The sequence below is a fragment of the Lentzea sp. genome (assembly GCF_035525475.1).
In the GTDB taxonomy this organism is placed as follows: Bacteria; Actinomycetota; Actinomycetes; order Mycobacteriales; family Pseudonocardiaceae; genus Lentzea.
Window position 1 is genome coordinate 1 of record NZ_DATLEC010000159.1, and the last position, 16,495, is coordinate 16,495.

Sequence of the window (16,495 nt, forward strand, 5' to 3'; positions counted from 1 at the left end):
TGCCCCATCGCGGCAACCGGATCACCGGGACATCCCGGTCCACACCATCCATTGCGCTGTCCTTCCTGATCGGAATGCCCGAGATCTACAGACGGCGGGCACCGATCTCCGCGACATCCACGGCGTGTCTCCGGTTAGTCCGGTCAACAGTTCGTTCCACGGGTCGCGGAAGAACCTCCAGCCGAACGCGTAGAGCCGGGCGGCGAACTCCGCGGCGAAGATCACGGAGCGGGTCCAACTGTTCACCCGGTAGTGTTGATCATCTCCAGCCGGCTGGCGGTCCTGGCGAGATCGAGCGCCTCGCCGCCGATGATCTCCCGCAACGGGTGGTCGCTCACGAGCGTCAGGCGGACGTCGGCGTCGACCAGCACGTCCACGACGTTCGCGAACCGTTGCCGTGCCTCGCGATCACACGTTCGCAGCCTGGGCACGGCGGTGATCACCCAGTCGTCGAAGCGTTCCACGAGCACCAGGTAGTCCCTTGTGGACGTCGGCTTCTCGCACAGGTCGCCGAAGTCGAACCAGATCTTCCGCTCCTCGGTCCCGAGTGCGGTGATCGCGCGGCCGTTCACGTCGAACGTCACGGACCCGGCCGGCACCTCGGCGCGCGCGACGACCTCCCCCGTCTCGAAGCGGGACCGCGGGAGGCCGTGCAGGTGCCGGTAGTCGGTGGGGCCGTCGAGCTCGACGACGTCCATGAGCTCCTTGACGAGCGCGATGCCCGGCAGGAAGTGGTGGTGGTACAGCGGGTTGGGCAGCAGCCCGTCCGGCGGGTAGTTCGACGTGGCGATGATCATCACCCGGCGTTCCCGCAGCGCCTCCAGCAACCGGGTCATGAGCACCGCGTCGCCGACGTCGTGGAGGTGGAACTCGTCGAACGCCAGCACTTCCGCCCGCCCCAGGAGGTCCCGCACCGCCTTGGCGACCGCCCCGCGCCGGTGCAGCCGCTCGGAGATCCGCGCGTGCAGCTCCTGGAAGAACGAGTGGAAGTGCACCCGGCGCTTGTGCTTCACGGCGAGCGCGTCGAAGAACGCGTCCGCCAGGAAGCTCTTGCCCCGCCCGACCGGCCCGTGCAGGTACACGCCCCGGCGCCGCTCCCCCAGCCGCTCGAGCCTCGCGACGACGGCGAGCTGTGCGTCGTCGAGCACGTACCCGCTGCTCGACACGTGTGCGCGAAGATCCACGTCCACCCCCGCGCCAGCTTACGATCGACGCCGTGAGCAATGTCGAGGCCGAGCCCGCAGAAGTGACGTGCACCTCCACCCCCGGCGGCGTCGAGGTCCTCGGCCCGCGCGACGTCCCCCTCGGCGGCCCGCGCGCCATGTCCGTCCGCCGCACCCTGCCGCAGAAGCAACGCTCCCTGATCGGTGCCTGGTGCTTCTGCGACCACTACGGCCCCGACGACGTCAGCATGGACGTCGCCCCGCACCCCCACACCGGTCTGCAGACCGTGAGCTGGCTCTTCACCGGCGAGATCGAGCACCGCGACAGCCACGGCGTCCACGCCTTCGTCCGCCCCGGCGAGCTGAACCTGATGACCGGCGGCCGGGGCATCTGCCACTCCGAGGTCTCCACCGCCGCCTCCTCGGTGCTCCACGGCGTGCAGCTCTGGCTGGCCCTGCCCGACGCCCACCGCGACGCCCCGCGCGACTTCCAGCACTACGTCCCGCCGACCGTCACCGCCGACGACGCCGCGATCCGCGTGTTCCTGGGCTCGCTGGCAGGCTCGGCCTCTCCCGTGAGCACCTTCACCCCGCTGCTGGGCGCGGAGATCGTGCTGCCCGCCGACACCACGCTGACCCTCGACGTGACGCCGTCGTTCGAGCACGGCGTCCTGCTCGACACCGGCGACGTGACGCTCGGCGAGACCGCTCTCCACCCCGGCGACCTCGGCTACGTCGGCACGGGCCGCACCACTCTGACGCTGTCGTCTTCCGGTGGCGCGAGGGTCGTGCTGCTGGGCGGCGAGCCGTTCGGCGAGGAGATCGTCATGTGGTGGAACTTCGTCGGCCGCACCCACGACGAGATCGCCGCCCACCGCGACGAGTGGCAGGCGGAAACCGACAGGTTCGGCCGGGTCGAGGGCTACGCCGGCTCCCGGCTCCCGGCGCCACCACTGCCCGGTGGCCGTCTGCGCCCACGCGGCAACCCAGCGTGAACAAAACAGGCAGAATCATCACTTTCCGCACCAAAATGACTACGCAATGTCGCATTCGCCTTGCTCCGAATGGACGTGAAGCGTCTCGGTACGGCCACCCTCAAGCCGCTCGCATGCCCAGGAACACCCTGGTGGGGCGAATGCAAAACCGCAGCTCAGAGACTTTGGTGACGTAAATCTCAACGAACGATGACGCCTGGACGTCGGATCTCATACTTCAGGACCATTGAAAATCACGTTCCGATCGCATTTCCTGAGCGAGGCATCCACGGGGGTTGCCAGGCGTCTTAGGGGGCATGACGAACGTGACAAGAGTGGGCGCGGAGTCCGTCTTCGCCTTCATCGCACCATCAGGGCGCCCGCTTCCCGTCGAGGTCGAGCTCGGCTACCGCGCCGACGACCCGCACGCGGTGACCATGACGTTCCGCATGGGACGCCAGGAAACGGTGTGGCTGGTGAGCCGCGACCTGCTCGCCGACGGCCTGATCACCACCAGCGGCGCCGGCGACGTCCGCCTGCGCCCGCACAACAGCACGACCGCCGTCCTCGAACTGCGGTCCGACGTGTCACACGCGATCTTCCACGTGCGCTCGTCCGAACTGCAGGAGTTCCTGAACTCCACCTACGACGTGGTGGCGCCGGGCCGCGAGAACGACCACTTCGACTTCGAGGCGGAGCTGCGCAAGCTCCTCGACTGACAGGGCGAGTTCTCACCCGGTCGAGTCGTACCTTGGACTTTCTCCATCTCATAGCGTCGAGCGCGTGACCACCACGAGTTCCACCGCGTACAGCCGAAACCTGGGCGACGAGCTGCGCCGGTTGAGGCAGAGGTTCACCGGCCTGCGGGGCCGGGGCCTGGCAGTCCAGCTGGGCTGGGATCCCAGCAAGGTCTCGAACCTCGAGCACGGCAAGATCAGGGCCAGCGACGTCGACCTGGCCCAGTACCTCACGGCGTGCGGCAAGGACATCGACTTCTTCGAGGACTTCCTCCGCCGCTACCACAACGCCTTCGACCCGTACCTGGCCCAGAAGCCGGACGAGTTCCGCACCCTGACGATGGCCGAGGCGAGCGCCACCAGGATCACGGCCTACGACGTCCTCACGGTCAACAGCCTCCTGCGCACCCCGAACTACGACCGCGCCCTCCAGGCAGCCACCGGCACCACCCCCCAGCCGCAGGACGCCGACAGGCAGGCGGTCCTACGCCGCCCGACGCGCCCCGACTGCGTTTTCTACCTGCACGAGGTGGCCCTGCGCATGCGCCCGGCCCCCACCCAGGTGATGGACGACCAGTACGTCTGGCTCCAGGCGAACTCGGCCATCCTCCGCATAGTCCCAGCGGAAGCGACAACAGCGGCCTTCCAGTCCCCGTGCACCCTCTTCGAGTTCGAGCGCGCGAACCCGGTCGTCTACCTGGAGTCGGACCTGGCGAAGGTCTTCGCCCAAGACGACACAGCAGTGGCGAAGAGCCAAGCCCTCTTCGACCTCTTGGACGCGGTGGCCCTGGACGAGACCCAGTCGAGGCGCAAGCTGGCGGAGTACAGGGGCCCCACACCCCTACGAGCCCTGGCGAAGTCCCAGTAGCACCAGGCGTTCCATCCACCCGCGAACGGCGCCGGCCCCGGCTCCTCTGGGAGTGCCGGGGCCTTGGGGGCGGAGCCCTCGAACAACCTACGAAGACATCCCACCCTGAGCAGGCACCATCCCAGGCTGAAGAGGCAACAACGGAGCCACAACCCGGGAGAACGGCCCCCGGACCACCACCCCACCAGGCGACGAAAAGGGCGAGGAAGCATCCACCACGTCCGGGAGCCGAGCGAAAACAGCCCACCGCTCATCCCACGCCTGAACAACATCAAGGTGCCCACCGGGGAGGAACCGGGAGAGGTGCACCCCGGCGACCTGCCCGCTCTCCCCCAGCAGCGGAAGCAGCCGGAACCCACCTTCCCGCCGCAACCGCCCGATCAACTCGACGCTGTCCATCTCACCGTCACATCCCTGGCTGTGTCGTGTCACGTCCCCTGCTGGGCCGTCACATCCCGAACCGGAGCCGCTGCCGGCACCCCGGCCCGGTAAGCCGAGACCGCAGCATCCCGCTCATCACCCGACCAGCCAAGAGGACCGGCGATCAGTTCAGCCACCTGGCCCGCCACCGATACACCGAAGTCGAGGTGTTCCATCGCGATCCGGGTCCGCCGGGCGAGCACGTCCTCCAACCCCAGCGCACCTTCGTGGGTGACCGCGTAAACGATCTCCGCGGCCAGATATCCGGCGACCGGAACAGCCAGCGAGGCGTCCTGGGCGATCATCGCCAGCACGTCCGAGATCGCGGACCCGTACCGCCGCAGCAGACGCTCCACTGTGGACGTGGGCAGACCGGACTCGGCGGCGACGCGAGCCCGATCCGCCCACAGCTCTTGGTATCCGACGGCTCCGCACAACGGCAGCCGAGCAGTCAGGGACGGCGCCACGGCACGTCCGAGGCCGGCCACCGCCGCGTTCACCACGTCGGCGGCCATCACCCGGTAGGTCGTGTACTTGCCGCCGGCGATCACGAAGAAGCCGGGCTCGGGCTCGGCCACCGCGTGCTCGCGCGACAACTGCGCCGTGTCACCGGACGCACCGTCCAAAAGAGGCCGCAGTCCCGCATACGTACCAACGACATCTTCGACCGACAACGGAGAGCGGAGCACCGCGTTGACATGATCGAGGATGTACGAAACGTCCTCGGGGGTGGCGGCGACGTCCTCCGGCGAACCGGAGTAGGGCGTGTCGGTGGTGCCGATGATCCAGTAGGCGCCCCACGGGATCACGAACAGCACGGACTTCTCGGTCTGCGTGATCAGCCCACCGTCCAGCTGGATCCGGGACCGGTCCACCAGGACGTGCACGCCCTTCGACATCCGGACGTGGAACGGCGGCGTGCCGGGCGACATCGAGTTCAGCGAGTCGGTCCACACACCGGTCGCGCTGATCACTCGCCGCGCACGCACCACATGCGTCACACCGGACAGCTCGTCACGCACCGAGGCGCCGGAAACCCTGCCGTCCGTTCGCAACAACGACGTCACCCGAGCCCGCGACACCACAGTGGCGCCGTGCTGGGCGGCGGTGCGGACCACCGTGGACACCAGCCGGGCATCGTCCACCTGCGCGTCGTAGTACCGGATCGCACCGGCGAAGGCGGAGGCGTTCAGCGACGGGCCGACGGCGGCCATCTTCGACCGCGAGAGGTGCCGGTGCATCGGCACGGCCCCGGCGCCGCCGATCGAGTCGTACAGCAGCACGCCCGCGCCGACGTAGGCGCGTTCCCACTGCTTCTTCAACGGGAAGAGGAACGGCACCGGCCGCACCAGGTGCGGTGCGAGCCGGCGCAGCAGCAACCCGCGTTCCTTCAGGGCTTCCCTGACCAGCTTGAACTCCAGCTGCTCCAGGTACCGCAGCCCGCCGTGCACGAGCTTGCTGGACCGGCTCGACGTGCCCGCCGCCCAGTCGTGCGCCTCGACGAGCGCGACGGAGAGGCCGCGGGACGCCGCGTCGAGCGCCGCGCCCGCACCGACCACACCACCTCCGACGACGAGCACGTCGAACTCCGTGCTGCCCAACGCTTCGAGCGACTGCGCACGCCGAGCCGGATCCAGCCTCGCGAACAACTTCTTCAGCTCCTCGAAAACAGGTCAGCGGACGTCGGCGTCGACCCAGTCGAACGACTTGGTGACGGCCTTCTTCCAGTTGCGGTACTCGCGCTCGCGCTCGTCGGACGCCAGCTCCGGCGTCCAGCGCTTGTCCTCGGACCAGTTCGCGCGCAGCTCGTCCAGGGACGACCAGTAGCCGACGGCCAGACCGGCGGCGTACGCGGCGCCGAGAGCGGTCGTCTCGGCGACGACCGGACGCACGACCGGCACGTCGAGGACGTCCGCCTGGAACTGCATCAGCAGCTCGTTCGCGACCATGCCGCCGTCCACCTTCAGCTCGGTCAGCGGCACGCCGGAGTCGGCGTTCATCGCGTCCAGCACCTCGCGGGTCTGGAACGCCGTCGCCTCCAGCACGGCCCGCGCCAGGTGACCCTTGTTGACGAACCGGGTCAGGCCGACGACGGCGCCGCGGGCGTCCGCTCGCCAGTACGGTGCGAACAGCCCGGAGAACGCCGGCACGAAGTACGCGCCACCGTTGTCCTCGACCGTCCGCGCGAGAGTCTCGATCTCGGCGGCCGAGCCGATGATGCCGAGGTTGTCGCGCAGCCACTGCACCAGCGAGCCGGTGACCGCGATGGATCCTTCCAGCGCGTAGACGGGGGCCTCGTCGCCGATCTTGTAGCAGACGGTCGTGAGCAGGCCGTTCTTCGAGGCGACCTTCTCGGTACCGGTGTTGAGCAGCATGAAGTTGCCGGTGCCGTAGGTGTTCTTCGCGGTGCCGGGCTCGTAGCAGACCTGGCCGAACGTGGCGGCCTGCTGGTCGCCGAGGATGCCGGCGATCGGCACGCCCTTGAGGACGCCGCCGGGACCACCGGTGCCGTAGACCTCGGAGGAGGACCGGATCTCCGGCAGCATGGACAGCGGGATGCCCATGTCGGAGGCGATCTCGGCGTCCCACCGCAGCGTGTCGAGATCCATCAGCATGGTGCGCGACGCGTTGGTGACGTCGGTGGCGTGTACACCACCGTTGGGGCCGCCGGTGAGGTTCCACAGCGTCCACGTGTCGGTGTTGCCGAAGAGCAGGTCACCGGCTTCCGCACGCTCGCGGGCGCCTTCGACGTTGTCGAGGATCCAGCGGATCTTGGGACCGGAGAAGTAGGTCGCGAGCGGCAGGCCGACCTTCGCCTTGTAGCGGTCACCGCCTCCGCCGAGGGCGCCGAGCTCCTCGACGATGGCCTGGGTGCGGGTGTCCTGCCAGACGATCGCGTTGTAGACGGGTTCGCCGGTGTTCTTGTCCCACACCACCGCGGTCTCGCGCTGGTTGGTGATGCCGACGGCGGCGAGGTCACCGGTGTTGAGGTCGGCCTTGGCGAGCGCCTGGCCGATCACGAACCGGGTGTTCTCCTTGATCTCGACCGGGTTGTGCTCGACCCAGCCGGCTCTGGGGAAGATCTGCTCGTGCTCCTTCTGGCCCACGGCGACGATGGAGCCGCTGTGGTCGAAGATGATGGCCCGCGTGCTGGTCGTGCCCTGGTCGACGGCGAGAACGTACTGCGTCATCGGAAGTCCTTTCGGGATGGTCGGAACACGTCAGAACGCGAGCGCGGCGACGACGCCGGCGAGCGCGCCACCGACGAGCGGACCGACGACCGGCACCCACGAGTAGGACCAGTCGGAGTCCTTCTTGCCGATGGCCTCGCCATCGGTGCCCTTGTAGGACAGCGGCAGCAGGGCGTGCGCGATGCGCGGACCGAGGTCGCGGGCCGGGTTGATCGCGTAGCCGGTGGGGCCGCCGAGGGAGGCGCCGATGCCGACGACGAGCATCGCCACGGCCAGCGGGCCGAGCTGGGTCGGGGTCTTGCCGAGCGCGAGGACCACGAAGACCAGGACGAACGTGCCGATGACCTCGCACACCAGGTTCCAGGCGTAGCTGCGGATCGCCGGGCCGGTCGAGAAGACGGCGAGCTTGAGGCCCTCGTCGGGAGTCTCGTCGAAGTGCGGCTTGTAGGCGAGCCACGCGAGGACGGCGCCGAGGAACGCGCCGAGCATCTCACCGGCGAAGTAGACGAGCGTCGAGCCGACGCTGACCGGCACACCGGGGGCGAACTCGTCCGCGCCGCTGGTGAGGATGCCGACCGTCACGGCGGGGTTGAGGTGCGCACCCGACTTGTACGCGATGTAGACACCGGCGAAGACACCGAAGCCCCAGCCGAAGTTGATCAACAGCCACCCGCCGTCGAACCCCTTCGACTTGGCGAGCAGCACGTTGGCCACCACGCCCGCACCCAGCAACAGCAAGACGCCCGTACCGAGCACCTCGCTGAGGAACACTGTCCCGAGACCCACGCTGGCCTCCCATTCGTCCTTGAACGGCTGATCACCCCGTGGTGATTGAGGCGGAACGTAATGACCCGCGTCACTGCCGCTCAACGGGCACGTTTCGACAATGTCGACACCCTCGGCCCCCGAACGCGTGACCGACCGGTCACGCTGCGCGCAGACAAGGCGTTTCAGACCCGTTTCCGGAGGTGACGGTCGCCCTAGCCGTTCGACATTGCCGACACGGGTCGTCTCAATTACGTTTCTCGCGTGCCGGGACCCATCCAGTCGATCGAACGAGCCGCAGCCGTGCTGCGGCTGCTCGCGCGTGGTTCCGGCCACCACGGTCTCACGGAGATAGCCGACTCGCTCGGTCTCGCGCGCGGCACCGCGCACGGGATTCTCCGGACGCTGCAACGGGTCGAGTTCGTCGAGCAGGACCAGGCGACGGGCCGGTACCGGCTCGGCGCGGCGCTGCTGCACCTGGGAACGTCCTACCTGGACGCCAACGAGCTGCGTTCCCGGTCGATCAACTGGGCCGACACGCTGGCCGCGCGCAGCGGCCAGGAGGTCAGGATCGGCATGCACCACGACGGCGCGGTGCTCGTCGTGCACCACGTGTTCCGTCCGGACGACTCGGTGCAGACCCTCGGCATCGGCGCGATGCTGCCGTTGCACGCGACCGCGCTGGGCAAGGTGCTGCTCGCCTACGACCCGGACCTGTCGGCCGCCGCGCGCCGGCGGGAGCTGACGTCGTTGACGCGCAGGACGATCACGCGCGCCCAGATGCTGGAGCGCGTGCTCACGGAGGTCCGTTCGCAGGGCTGGGCGGGCGAGGCGGAGGAGTACATGCCGGGCGAGGCGAGCATCGCCGCTCCCATCCGCATCCCCGGTGGTCTCGTCGTCGGCGCGATCGGCGTCTCGGGCGCGGCGGACAGGCTGTGCGACTCGACCGGCCGGCCGCGCGCGACGATGGTGCGGCAGGTCGTCCAAGCCGCGGAAGCGGTCACCACGTCCCTGGTCGACGAGAACTGAAGGGCCCGGCGTGCAACGGTTCGTAATGGCGATCGACCAGGGGACGACGTCGACGCGCTGCATCGTGTTCGACCAGAACGCCCGGCTGGTCGCGGTCGCGCAGCGCGAGCACAAGCAGTACCATCCGCGGCCGGGCTGGGTGGAGCAGGACGCCGTCGAGATCTGGCGCAACGTCGACCGGATCATGCCGCAGGCATTGCGGCAGTCGGGGATCACCGCCGACCAGGTGGTGGCGCTGGGCATCACGAACCAGCGCGAGACGTTCGTGCTGTGGGACCGGCACACCGGCGTCCCCGTCGGGCGCGCGATCGTCTGGGAGGACATCCGCACCGAGGAGCTGGTCGCCGAACTGGGCCGCAAGCCCGGCATCGAGGAGGTCCGCGACCGCTGCGGCCTGCCGCTCGCGACCTACTTCTCCGCGCCCTCGCTGCGGTGGATGCTCGACAACGTCCCGGGGCTGCGCGAGAAGGCCGACCGCGGCGACGTCCTGTTCGGCACCATGGACACCTGGCTGATCTGGAACCTCACCGGCGGCGTGAACGGCGGCCTGCACGTCACCGACGTGACCAACGCGTCGCGGACGATGCTGATGAACCTCTCGACGCGGCAATGGGATCCGATGCTGCTGGAGTTCTTCGGCGTGCCCGCCCCGATGCTGCCGGAGATCCGGCCGTCGACGGAGATCTCCGGCACGACCACGCGGGTGGTGCCGGGCATCTCGATCACGGCCGCGCTGGGCGACCAGCACGCGGCGTTGTTCGGGCAAACCTGCTTCGAGAAGGGCTCGATCAAGGGCACGTACGGCACCGGCGGGTTCCTGTTGATGAACACCGGCACCGAGCTGGTGCGGTCGAAGCACGGGCTGCTGACCACGATCGGCTACCAGATCGGCGGCGAGCCGGCGTACGCGCTGGAGGGCTCGATCGCGGTCGCCGGGTCGCTGGTGCAGTGGTTCCGCGACAACCTCGGGCTGATCCACTCCGCGCCGGAGATCGAGACTCTGGCGCGCACGGTGAAGGACAACGGTGGCTGCTACATCGTGCCCGCGTTCTCGGGCCTGTTCGCGCCGCACTGGCTCGCGCAGGCGCGCGGGCTGGTCGTCGGGCTGACCTCGTACATCAACAAGGGTCACCTGGCGCGCGCCGTGCTGGAGGCGACCGGGTGGCAGACGCGCGAGGTCGTCGACGCGATGAACGCCGACCTCGGGACGCCGACGCCGGTGCTGAAGGTGGACGGCGGGATGACCGCCGACCACCTGCTGATGCAGTTCATCGCGGACGTGCTGGACGTCCCGGTGATGCGGCCCCTGGTCGCGGAGACGGTGTCGCTCGGCGCCGCCTACGCAGCGGGCCTGGCCGCCGGGTACTGGCCGGACCTCGAAGGCCTGCGGCGCAACTGGCACCTGGCCGCGCGGTGGAACCCCGTGATGGACGCCCGGCACCGCGAGGACGAGTACGCGAACTGGAAGCGGGCCGTGGAACTGACGTTCGCGTGGGCCCGCTCCACTCCGTCCACTTAGGAACGCTGCTTGCGCACCCACGCGCTGACGTCGTCCGCCGCGATCGGCAACGCGTCGGACAGGACGTCCGCGCCGGTCGACGTGACGACGAGGTCGTCCTCGATGCGCACGCCGATGCCGCGCAGCTCCGGCGGCAGCGTCTCGTCGTTGGGGTGGAAGTACAGGCCGGGCTCGACGGTCAGCGCCATGCCGCGTTCGAGGATGCCCTGCTGGTAGGTCTCCTGGCGGGCGTCGGCGCAGTCGTGCACGTCGAGGCCGAGGAAGTGCCCGGTGCCGCAGACGATGTAGCGTCGGTGGTGCTGGCCGCTCGGGTCCAGGGCCTTGTCGACGCTGACGGGCAGCAGGCCCCAGTCGTGCAGGCCCTCCGCGAGCACGCGCATGGCGGTGTGGTGGAAGGCGCTGTAGTCGTTGCCGGGCCGCACTTCCGCGAGTGCCGCGACGTGCGAGGCGTGCACAAGGTCGTAGACCTTGCGCTGGGCGTCGGAGAACTCGCCGCTCACCGGGAACGTGCGGGTGACGTCGGCGGTGTAGAGGGACTTCATCTCCACACCGGCGTCGAGCAGCAGCAGGTCCGCCTCGTCCACGCGGCCGTCGTTGCGCGTCCAGTGCAGCACCGGGGCGTGGTGGCCGGCGGCGACGATCGAGGTGTAGCCGGGTCCGTTGCCCTCGGTGCGGGCGCGGCGGTCGAACGTGCCCTGCAGCCACCGCTCTCCCCCGCCGCGCACGGCCTGTCCGAGCTCCATCGCCACGTCGGCGAAGCCCTTGACACTCGCGTCCACGGCCTGGCGCAGCTGGTCGACCTCCCAGTCGTCCTTGACGCGGCGCAGCTCGGCGAGCGTCGTGCGCAGCTCGTCGCTGTGCGAGCCGGTCACCGCGTCCAGCAGCGGGTCGAGGCCCTTGGCGACGAGCGTCTCGGGGTGGCGGCCGCGCAGGGAGCCCGCGAGGTCCTCGAGCGGACGGGCCGTGATGCCCAGCGCCTCGCCCCACTCCTTCGGCCCGGCGGCCGCGCCGATCCAGAACGGGCTGCGGTCGGCGTCACCGAAGAAGTCGACGCTGTGGGCCTCGGACGGCACCGGCACGAACAGCGTGGCGTCCTCACCGGACATCACCAGCACGGCGCCCTCGACCTGGCAGCCGGTCAGCCACACGAAGTCGCTGTCGGCGCGGAACTCGTGGAACGTGTCGTTGGACCGGACGTGCGCCCGTCCCGCCGCCAGGGCGATCCGCTTGCCGGGCAGCGCCTGGGCGAGCCTTGCCCGGTGAGCCGCGACGGCCTCGGCGGTGCCCGGGGGCAGGTCGACCGAGCTGTCCCACTCCCCCCAGCCGTCGCGGATGAAGGTGCGGAACCCGTCCGCGTCCACCAGTTTCGCCATGTCACGGCGTGTCCGAGCCAAGTCTCGTCCCTCCAGAGCAGTCCTTGCTGCCAGCCTTCCTCGTGTCGGAGGGCTCTCGCCATTCCGGATCGGAGATAGCCTCAGGCTATGGAACTGGAGATCCGGCACCTGCGGGCCGTCTGCGCCATCGGCGACGCGGGCAGCCTCTCCCGCGCGGCGACCCAGCTCGGCATCTCCCAGCCGTCGTTGACGACCCTGCTGCAACGGGTGGAACGCCTGGTCGGCGGCAAGCTCTTCGACCGCGGCCGTGCGGGAGCCGTGCCCACCGCCCTGGGCGCGCAGATGCTGCAACGGGCCCGGCTGCTGCTGGTCGAGCTCGATGCGTTCGGCTCCGACCTGGCCGGACGGGACGGTCCGGTCCGCTTCGGCTCCGTGCACATGGAATGCGTCGCGGCTCTTTTCTCCCGTCTGGAGGAAGCGCTCGACGACGTCACGCTGGTCGTCGACCCCTCCTCCACCGGCCTGGCGCTGGCCTTGGCGAACGGCCGCATCGACGCGGCGGTCATCGCGGTGGACGAGGACGGCGACCTGAGCCTGCCGCGCGGCGTGGGACAACGGATCGTGGTGCCGTGGGTACCGGTGTACATCGCACTGCCCGAGTCACACCCTCTGGCCGCACGGTCCGAGGTGGAGCTCGCCGACCTGGCAGAAGAGGCCTGGGTGGGCCCACCGGGCGCCGAGGACGGCTCGCTGACGGCGCTGCGCGCGGCCTGCAGGGCGGTGGGGTTCGTGCCGCGGATCCGGTTCGAGATGCCGAGCGGCGCCGGCCGTCAGCTGATCGCGGCGGGCAAGGCCGTGCAGCTCGTCGAACCGACGTCGCAGGGCGGGCCGGGCGTGGCGGTGCGCCCGCTCGCCGGCGCGCCGATGCGGATGAGACTGGTGTTCTGCTGGCGCCGGGAGCGGCTGAACTGGGGCGAGGCCAGCCGCGTGTTCGCCGAGGTGCTGGGCGCCTACTCGGCGCAGGCTCTGGCGAGTCCGGTGTTCCGGCCCTGGTGGGAGGAGCGTGGCGCGGCGCTCACGTCGGCGGAGTGAGCCGTGACGCCACCATAGCAGCGAGCTATGAGCCGACCAGGTGATCGCCGGATCACCGGCGGTCCGGCACATCCCTCACTCGGGCTTGACCGGCTCCGCGAACAGCAGGTGCCGCACCCGCGCGGGCCCCTTGGCCAGCGCCCGCGCCGTCTCCTGGTTCTGCTGGTCGACGACCGTGCCGCGTTCGACGTGCTGGCGCAGGTGCTCCTGCCAGGTCGCCACGGTGAAGGTCTCCAGGAACGTCTCGGGCTTCTCCGTGTCCCGGAAGAGGCCCCACATCGTGGCGCCGGTGCGTCGCCGTGCCCGGCCGACGCGTTGCATGGCGTCGATGAAGGCGTCCTCGTTCTCCTGCGCCACCTCCCACTCGACGGTGACCAGCACGGGTCCCGCACCGGCGTCGCCGATCTCCGGCGGTTCCTCCCAGTAGGTCGCCGGGCTGACGTCGAGCGGCCGGTCGATCAGCGGCACCCACCTCGTCGCGCCCACCGCGAGCACCACCATCGCCACCGCGGGCACGATCATGGCGGTCTTCAGGCCGTACGCGTCCGCGATCACACCCCAGACCACCGCGCCGAGCGCCTGCCCGCCCATGAGGATCAGCTGGTAGTAGGCCAGCGCCCTGGCCCGCGTCCAGGCGGGCAGCATGATCTGCGCGGAGGCGTTGAACGTCGACAGCGTCGCGATCCAGCACGCACCGGTGAACAGCATCGCCACGATGACGACCGCGACGCTGCCGGTGAGCACCGCCGTGCTCGTCGACGCCGCGTAGACGAGGGTCGCGAACAGCACCAGCCTGTTCTTGCTCATGCGCTGCAACAGCTTCGGCACCACGAACGCGCCGCCGATCGCGCCCGCGCCGACGCTGCCGAGCAGCACGCCGTACCCGCTGGCGTCGAGCTGCAACGGCCCGCGGGCGATGGCGGGGAGCAACGCCCACAACCCGCTGCCGAACACGATGAACAACGTCAGCCTGGTCAGCACGCGGCGGAACAGGGGTGAGCTGCCGACGTACCGCGCGCCGGTGCGCAGCGCGGTCGTGATGTGCTCGGCGCCGAGCGGCCTGTGGTCCGACGGCCGGCGCCACCGCGCCAGCACGATCAGCACACCGAGGAACGAGACCGTGTTGAACGCGAAGGTCGCCCCCGGCCCCGCCAGTGCGATCAGCAGGCCACCGAGCGCCGGTCCGATCGCGCGGCCGACGTTCATGTTGACGCCGTTGAGCAGCGCGGCCTGCGGAATCTCCTCACGCGACACCAGCTCCGGCTGGATCGCCTGGAACGACGGCATCGACAACGCCTGCCCGATCGCCATCAGCGCCAGGAGGCCCAGCAGGCTGACCGGCGACGCGCTGCCCGTGCCCGCGAGCAGCATCAACCCGCCCGCGCCCAGCAGCATCAACGCCTGCCCTGACAACAGCACGTGCCGGCGATCGAGGATGTCGCCGAGGGCCCCGGACGGCACGACGAGCAGGAACACCGGCAGCGTCGTGGCGGTCTGGACGAGCGCGACCTGCAAGGCGGTGCCACCGAGGTCACCCATGAGCCACTGGGCGCCGACGGTCTGCGCCCAGGTGCCGATGTTGGAGGCGAACTGGGCGAGCCACAGCGCACGGAACGCGCTGCGGCGCAGAGGCGCCCACGGGGAGACGGTCACCGCCTGATCTTCACATCTCCCGGATCGCCGGGCAGGTCGGTGAGCCACGCCGGACGGTTGGTTTTGGTCAACACTGAAGCTATCAAGAGTGCAAACATGAGAGGTCGTGCCGAGGCCGTCTCAACAGGAGGGCGATCCAGTGAGTTGGATCACATCGAAGGCGCCTGCGAGCTGGTCTTCCAGCCTGTGAACAGGGCCGTTTCCGCCCGGTCCGCCCACCGCTTGAAAGCGCTCCCACTAGCCCCGAAACAACCGTTCAGGTGCGGTTCCGCTCGCCCAGGTGCGGCCCGGTTCCGCCCGGTCGCGACCGGTTGTGAGAATTCGTCCCGACCAGGTGCGCCTCCGCCGAATCGGGAACGCGCGTCCGGGATCTGCTCGATACTGCGCGCACAGACGCTGGAGAAGAGAAAGGTCCGAGCACTCGTGATCACGCCCGAGTACTTGCTGTCGACCCGCGAGTTCGAGGTGCTGTGGCAGACGCTGCGGCTCGGCAGAATGCCGTACCCGCTCGACGTGCCCAGCGAGGGAGACACCGAGCAGGAACGGAAAGCGCTGGAGGAGAGGACGCTCGCCGGGCTGCGCCAGCGCGGCATCGGCGACGACGCGCGGCTGGAGGACCTGATGAGGGTCCTCGGCGATCACGAGGTGTCCGTCGACGCCGTCGCGGGTCTGGACAGGACGGTGCGGGCACTCGCCGCGTCCAACGGCTTCCAGGCCGTCGTGGCCGTGATCGACGGGGGCGACGTCGGCCTCACGGAGATCAGGCCGACCGGGTTGGCCAGGGAGATCGTCCGCGTTCTCCCCTCCGGAGAGGCCGGCCCCGGCAGCGCGCTCTCGGTGCGCCTGGAGACGTTGCAGCAGGCGGTCGCCCTCCAGGAGGCCGAGCAGGAGGACGAGGACTCCGAGGACCCGTGGGGCGCCGCGGACGACGAGCTCGACGACCGGCAGGCACTGCTGAGGGCGGGACTGTCCGCACAGGACGCGAGGCAGATGGACGAGCTCGCCTCGAACCGCGTCGCGGGCGGCCAGTTCGGCGTGACGCACGGGCGGCACCGCGCGGACGTGGTCATCAACTGGTTCGACACCCACCAGGGCCGCTACCTGATGGTCCGCTCGGACGGCTGGCTGAGCCTGTCGCCGACCGACAACGACCGGATCGCGACTCGGATCGACGCCGTTCTCGCGTGAGGCGGAAGTCCCTGAACTCCACAGCGCGGAACTGATCCAAACCGGGCATCGCGGGCGTACTCTGCCGAGTGCGCCCGCGGTTGTCTTGCTGAGCCAAACGATTCAGCCGATCCGGTGATGGACGAACCTGCGCGTGATGAACCTCAAGACAGCCCTAAATTCACGCTATTCCTCCTTGTGATTTGGATCACAGCCCCCCTGGGTGGCGCCCGAATCAGCGGTGTGAGCAGGGCAGGAACGCCCGCTCGGGCACCAGACGGAGAGCGCTCCCACAACCAGCACAAACGATCACGTTCGTTACACGGCGTTCACCTGGAAGTGGCCCGTTTCGCTCTGACGCAACGCATTGTGAACGCGAGTCTCAATTGGTAACTCGCGTGTGAGAAAGCGAGCGTTGCACCAAAGAACCCACGATACTGCCCGTATGTACATCGTCGGTGACAACGACGCTGTCCCGCTCAAGGACACCGTCACCTCGGGTCAGGTGCAGCTGGACCCGGCCGCGGGCGAGGAGCTCCGCAAGCAGTTCCAGGCCCAGATCGACCAGGTCGACTCGTGGCTC

General features: G+C 69.4%; 13 protein-coding genes. 7 read left to right on the forward strand and 6 right to left on the reverse strand.

What is annotated here, in order from left to right; translation table 11 throughout:
• Positions 1 to 242: 242 nt before the first annotated feature.
• On the reverse strand, positions 243 to 1,190 hold the full coding sequence (zapE, locus tag VM306_RS26405) for a cell division protein ZapE (protein ID WP_325519787.1): 948 nt from the start codon (positions 1,188 to 1,190) through the stop codon (positions 243 to 245).
• A 26-nt stretch (positions 1,191 to 1,216) separates the two neighbouring features.
• Here zapE and VM306_RS26410 point away from each other — a divergent pair, with 26 nt between their 5' ends.
• The 3 genes from VM306_RS26410 to VM306_RS26420 all read left to right on the forward strand — a co-directional run bounded on the left by VM306_RS26410 (position 1,217) and on the right by VM306_RS26420 (position 3,742).
• Entirely contained in the window at positions 1,217 to 2,158 is a 942-nt protein-coding gene (locus VM306_RS26410) for a pirin family protein (protein WP_325519789.1), read from the forward strand.
• Positions 2,159 to 2,454: 296 nt separating this feature from the next.
• Entirely contained in the window at positions 2,455 to 2,856 is a 402-nt protein-coding gene (locus VM306_RS26415; RefSeq protein WP_325519791.1) for an SsgA family sporulation/cell division regulator, read from the forward strand.
• Between the two features lie 64 nt (positions 2,857 to 2,920).
• Positions 2,921 to 3,742, forward strand: a complete 822-nt coding sequence (locus VM306_RS26420) for a helix-turn-helix transcriptional regulator (protein ID WP_325519793.1) — start codon at positions 2,921 to 2,923, stop codon at positions 3,740 to 3,742.
• A gap of 428 nt (positions 3,743 to 4,170) precedes the next feature.
• On the opposite strand, the gene glpD is transcribed toward VM306_RS26420, so the two are convergent.
• From glpD to VM306_RS26435, 3 genes are read right to left on the reverse strand one after another with little or no spacing between them, the layout of a single operon-like run.
• Complete coding sequence (glpD, locus tag VM306_RS26425; RefSeq protein ID WP_325519795.1) at positions 4,171 to 5,811, reverse strand: glycerol-3-phosphate dehydrogenase; 1,641 nt, start codon at positions 5,809 to 5,811, stop codon at positions 4,171 to 4,173.
• 24 nt (positions 5,812 to 5,835) lie between these two features.
• The gene (gene glpK / locus VM306_RS26430; RefSeq protein WP_325519797.1) at positions 5,836 to 7,353 is read right to left on the reverse strand and encodes a glycerol kinase GlpK; all 1,518 of its coding nucleotides are present in this window, start codon (positions 7,351 to 7,353) and stop codon (positions 5,836 to 5,838) included.
• A 30-nt stretch (positions 7,354 to 7,383) separates the two neighbouring features.
• Entirely contained in the window at positions 7,384 to 8,139 is a 756-nt protein-coding gene (locus VM306_RS26435) for an MIP/aquaporin family protein (RefSeq protein WP_325519799.1), read from the reverse strand.
• Between the two features lie 243 nt (positions 8,140 to 8,382).
• On the opposite strand from VM306_RS26435, the gene VM306_RS26440 reads away from it, so the two are divergent.
• Both VM306_RS26440 and glpK (VM306_RS26445) read left to right on the forward strand, forming a co-directional pair.
• Positions 8,383 to 9,147 (forward strand): IclR family transcriptional regulator, encoded by a 765-nt coding sequence (locus tag VM306_RS26440; RefSeq protein WP_325519801.1) that lies wholly within the window; start codon positions 8,383 to 8,385, stop codon positions 9,145 to 9,147.
• Positions 9,148 to 9,172: 25 nt separating this feature from the next.
• The gene (glpK, locus tag VM306_RS26445; protein ID WP_325519810.1) at positions 9,173 to 10,666 is read left to right on the forward strand and encodes a glycerol kinase GlpK; all 1,494 of its coding nucleotides are present in this window, start codon (positions 9,173 to 9,175) and stop codon (positions 10,664 to 10,666) included.
• Here glpK (VM306_RS26445) and VM306_RS26450 read toward each other — a convergent pair.
• Positions 10,663 to 12,039, reverse strand: coding sequence for an aminopeptidase P family protein (locus VM306_RS26450; protein WP_325519803.1), 1,377 nt, complete (start codon positions 12,037 to 12,039; stop codon positions 10,663 to 10,665). The two genes, glpK (VM306_RS26445) and VM306_RS26450, sit on opposite strands and share 4 nt — an antisense overlap.
• A gap of 108 nt (positions 12,040 to 12,147) precedes the next feature.
• On the opposite strand from VM306_RS26450, the gene VM306_RS26455 reads away from it, so the two are divergent.
• Positions 12,148 to 13,092 (forward strand): LysR family transcriptional regulator, encoded by a 945-nt coding sequence (locus tag VM306_RS26455; protein WP_325519805.1) that lies wholly within the window; start codon positions 12,148 to 12,150, stop codon positions 13,090 to 13,092.
• A 75-nt stretch (positions 13,093 to 13,167) separates the two neighbouring features.
• Here the strand turns inward: VM306_RS26455 and VM306_RS26460 are convergent, their stop codons facing one another.
• On the reverse strand, positions 13,168 to 14,745 hold the full coding sequence (locus VM306_RS26460) for an MFS transporter (protein WP_325519807.1): 1,578 nt from the start codon (positions 14,743 to 14,745) through the stop codon (positions 13,168 to 13,170).
• Between the two features lie 423 nt (positions 14,746 to 15,168).
• Between VM306_RS26460 and VM306_RS26465 the strand changes: the two genes are divergently transcribed.
• Positions 15,169 to 15,933 carry an ESX secretion-associated protein EspG gene (locus VM306_RS26465; protein ID WP_325519809.1) on the forward strand — a complete coding sequence of 255 codons (765 nt, stop codon included), beginning with the start codon at positions 15,169 to 15,171 and terminating at the stop codon, positions 15,931 to 15,933.
• Positions 15,934 to 16,495 lie beyond the last annotated feature (562 nt).

What these genes read in the sequence shown, in the direction of transcription:
- VM306_RS26415 (WP_325519791.1), top strand. Translation starts at nt 2,455, where the DNA reads ATGACGAACGTGACAAGAGTGGGCGCGGAGTCCGTCTTCGCCTTCATC.
- glpK (WP_325519810.1), top strand. Translation starts at nt 9,173, where the DNA reads ATGGCGATCGACCAGGGGACGACGTCGACGCGCTGCATCGTGTTCGAC.
- VM306_RS26455 (WP_325519805.1), top strand. Translation starts at nt 12,148, where the DNA reads ATGGAACTGGAGATCCGGCACCTGCGGGCCGTCTGCGCCATCGGCGAC.
- VM306_RS26450 (WP_325519803.1), bottom strand. Translation starts at nt 12,039, where the DNA reads ATGGCGAAACTGGTGGACGCGGACGGGTTCCGCACCTTCATCCGCGAC.
- glpK (WP_325519797.1), bottom strand. Translation starts at nt 7,353, where the DNA reads ATGACGCAGTACGTTCTCGCCGTCGACCAGGGCACGACCAGCACGCGG.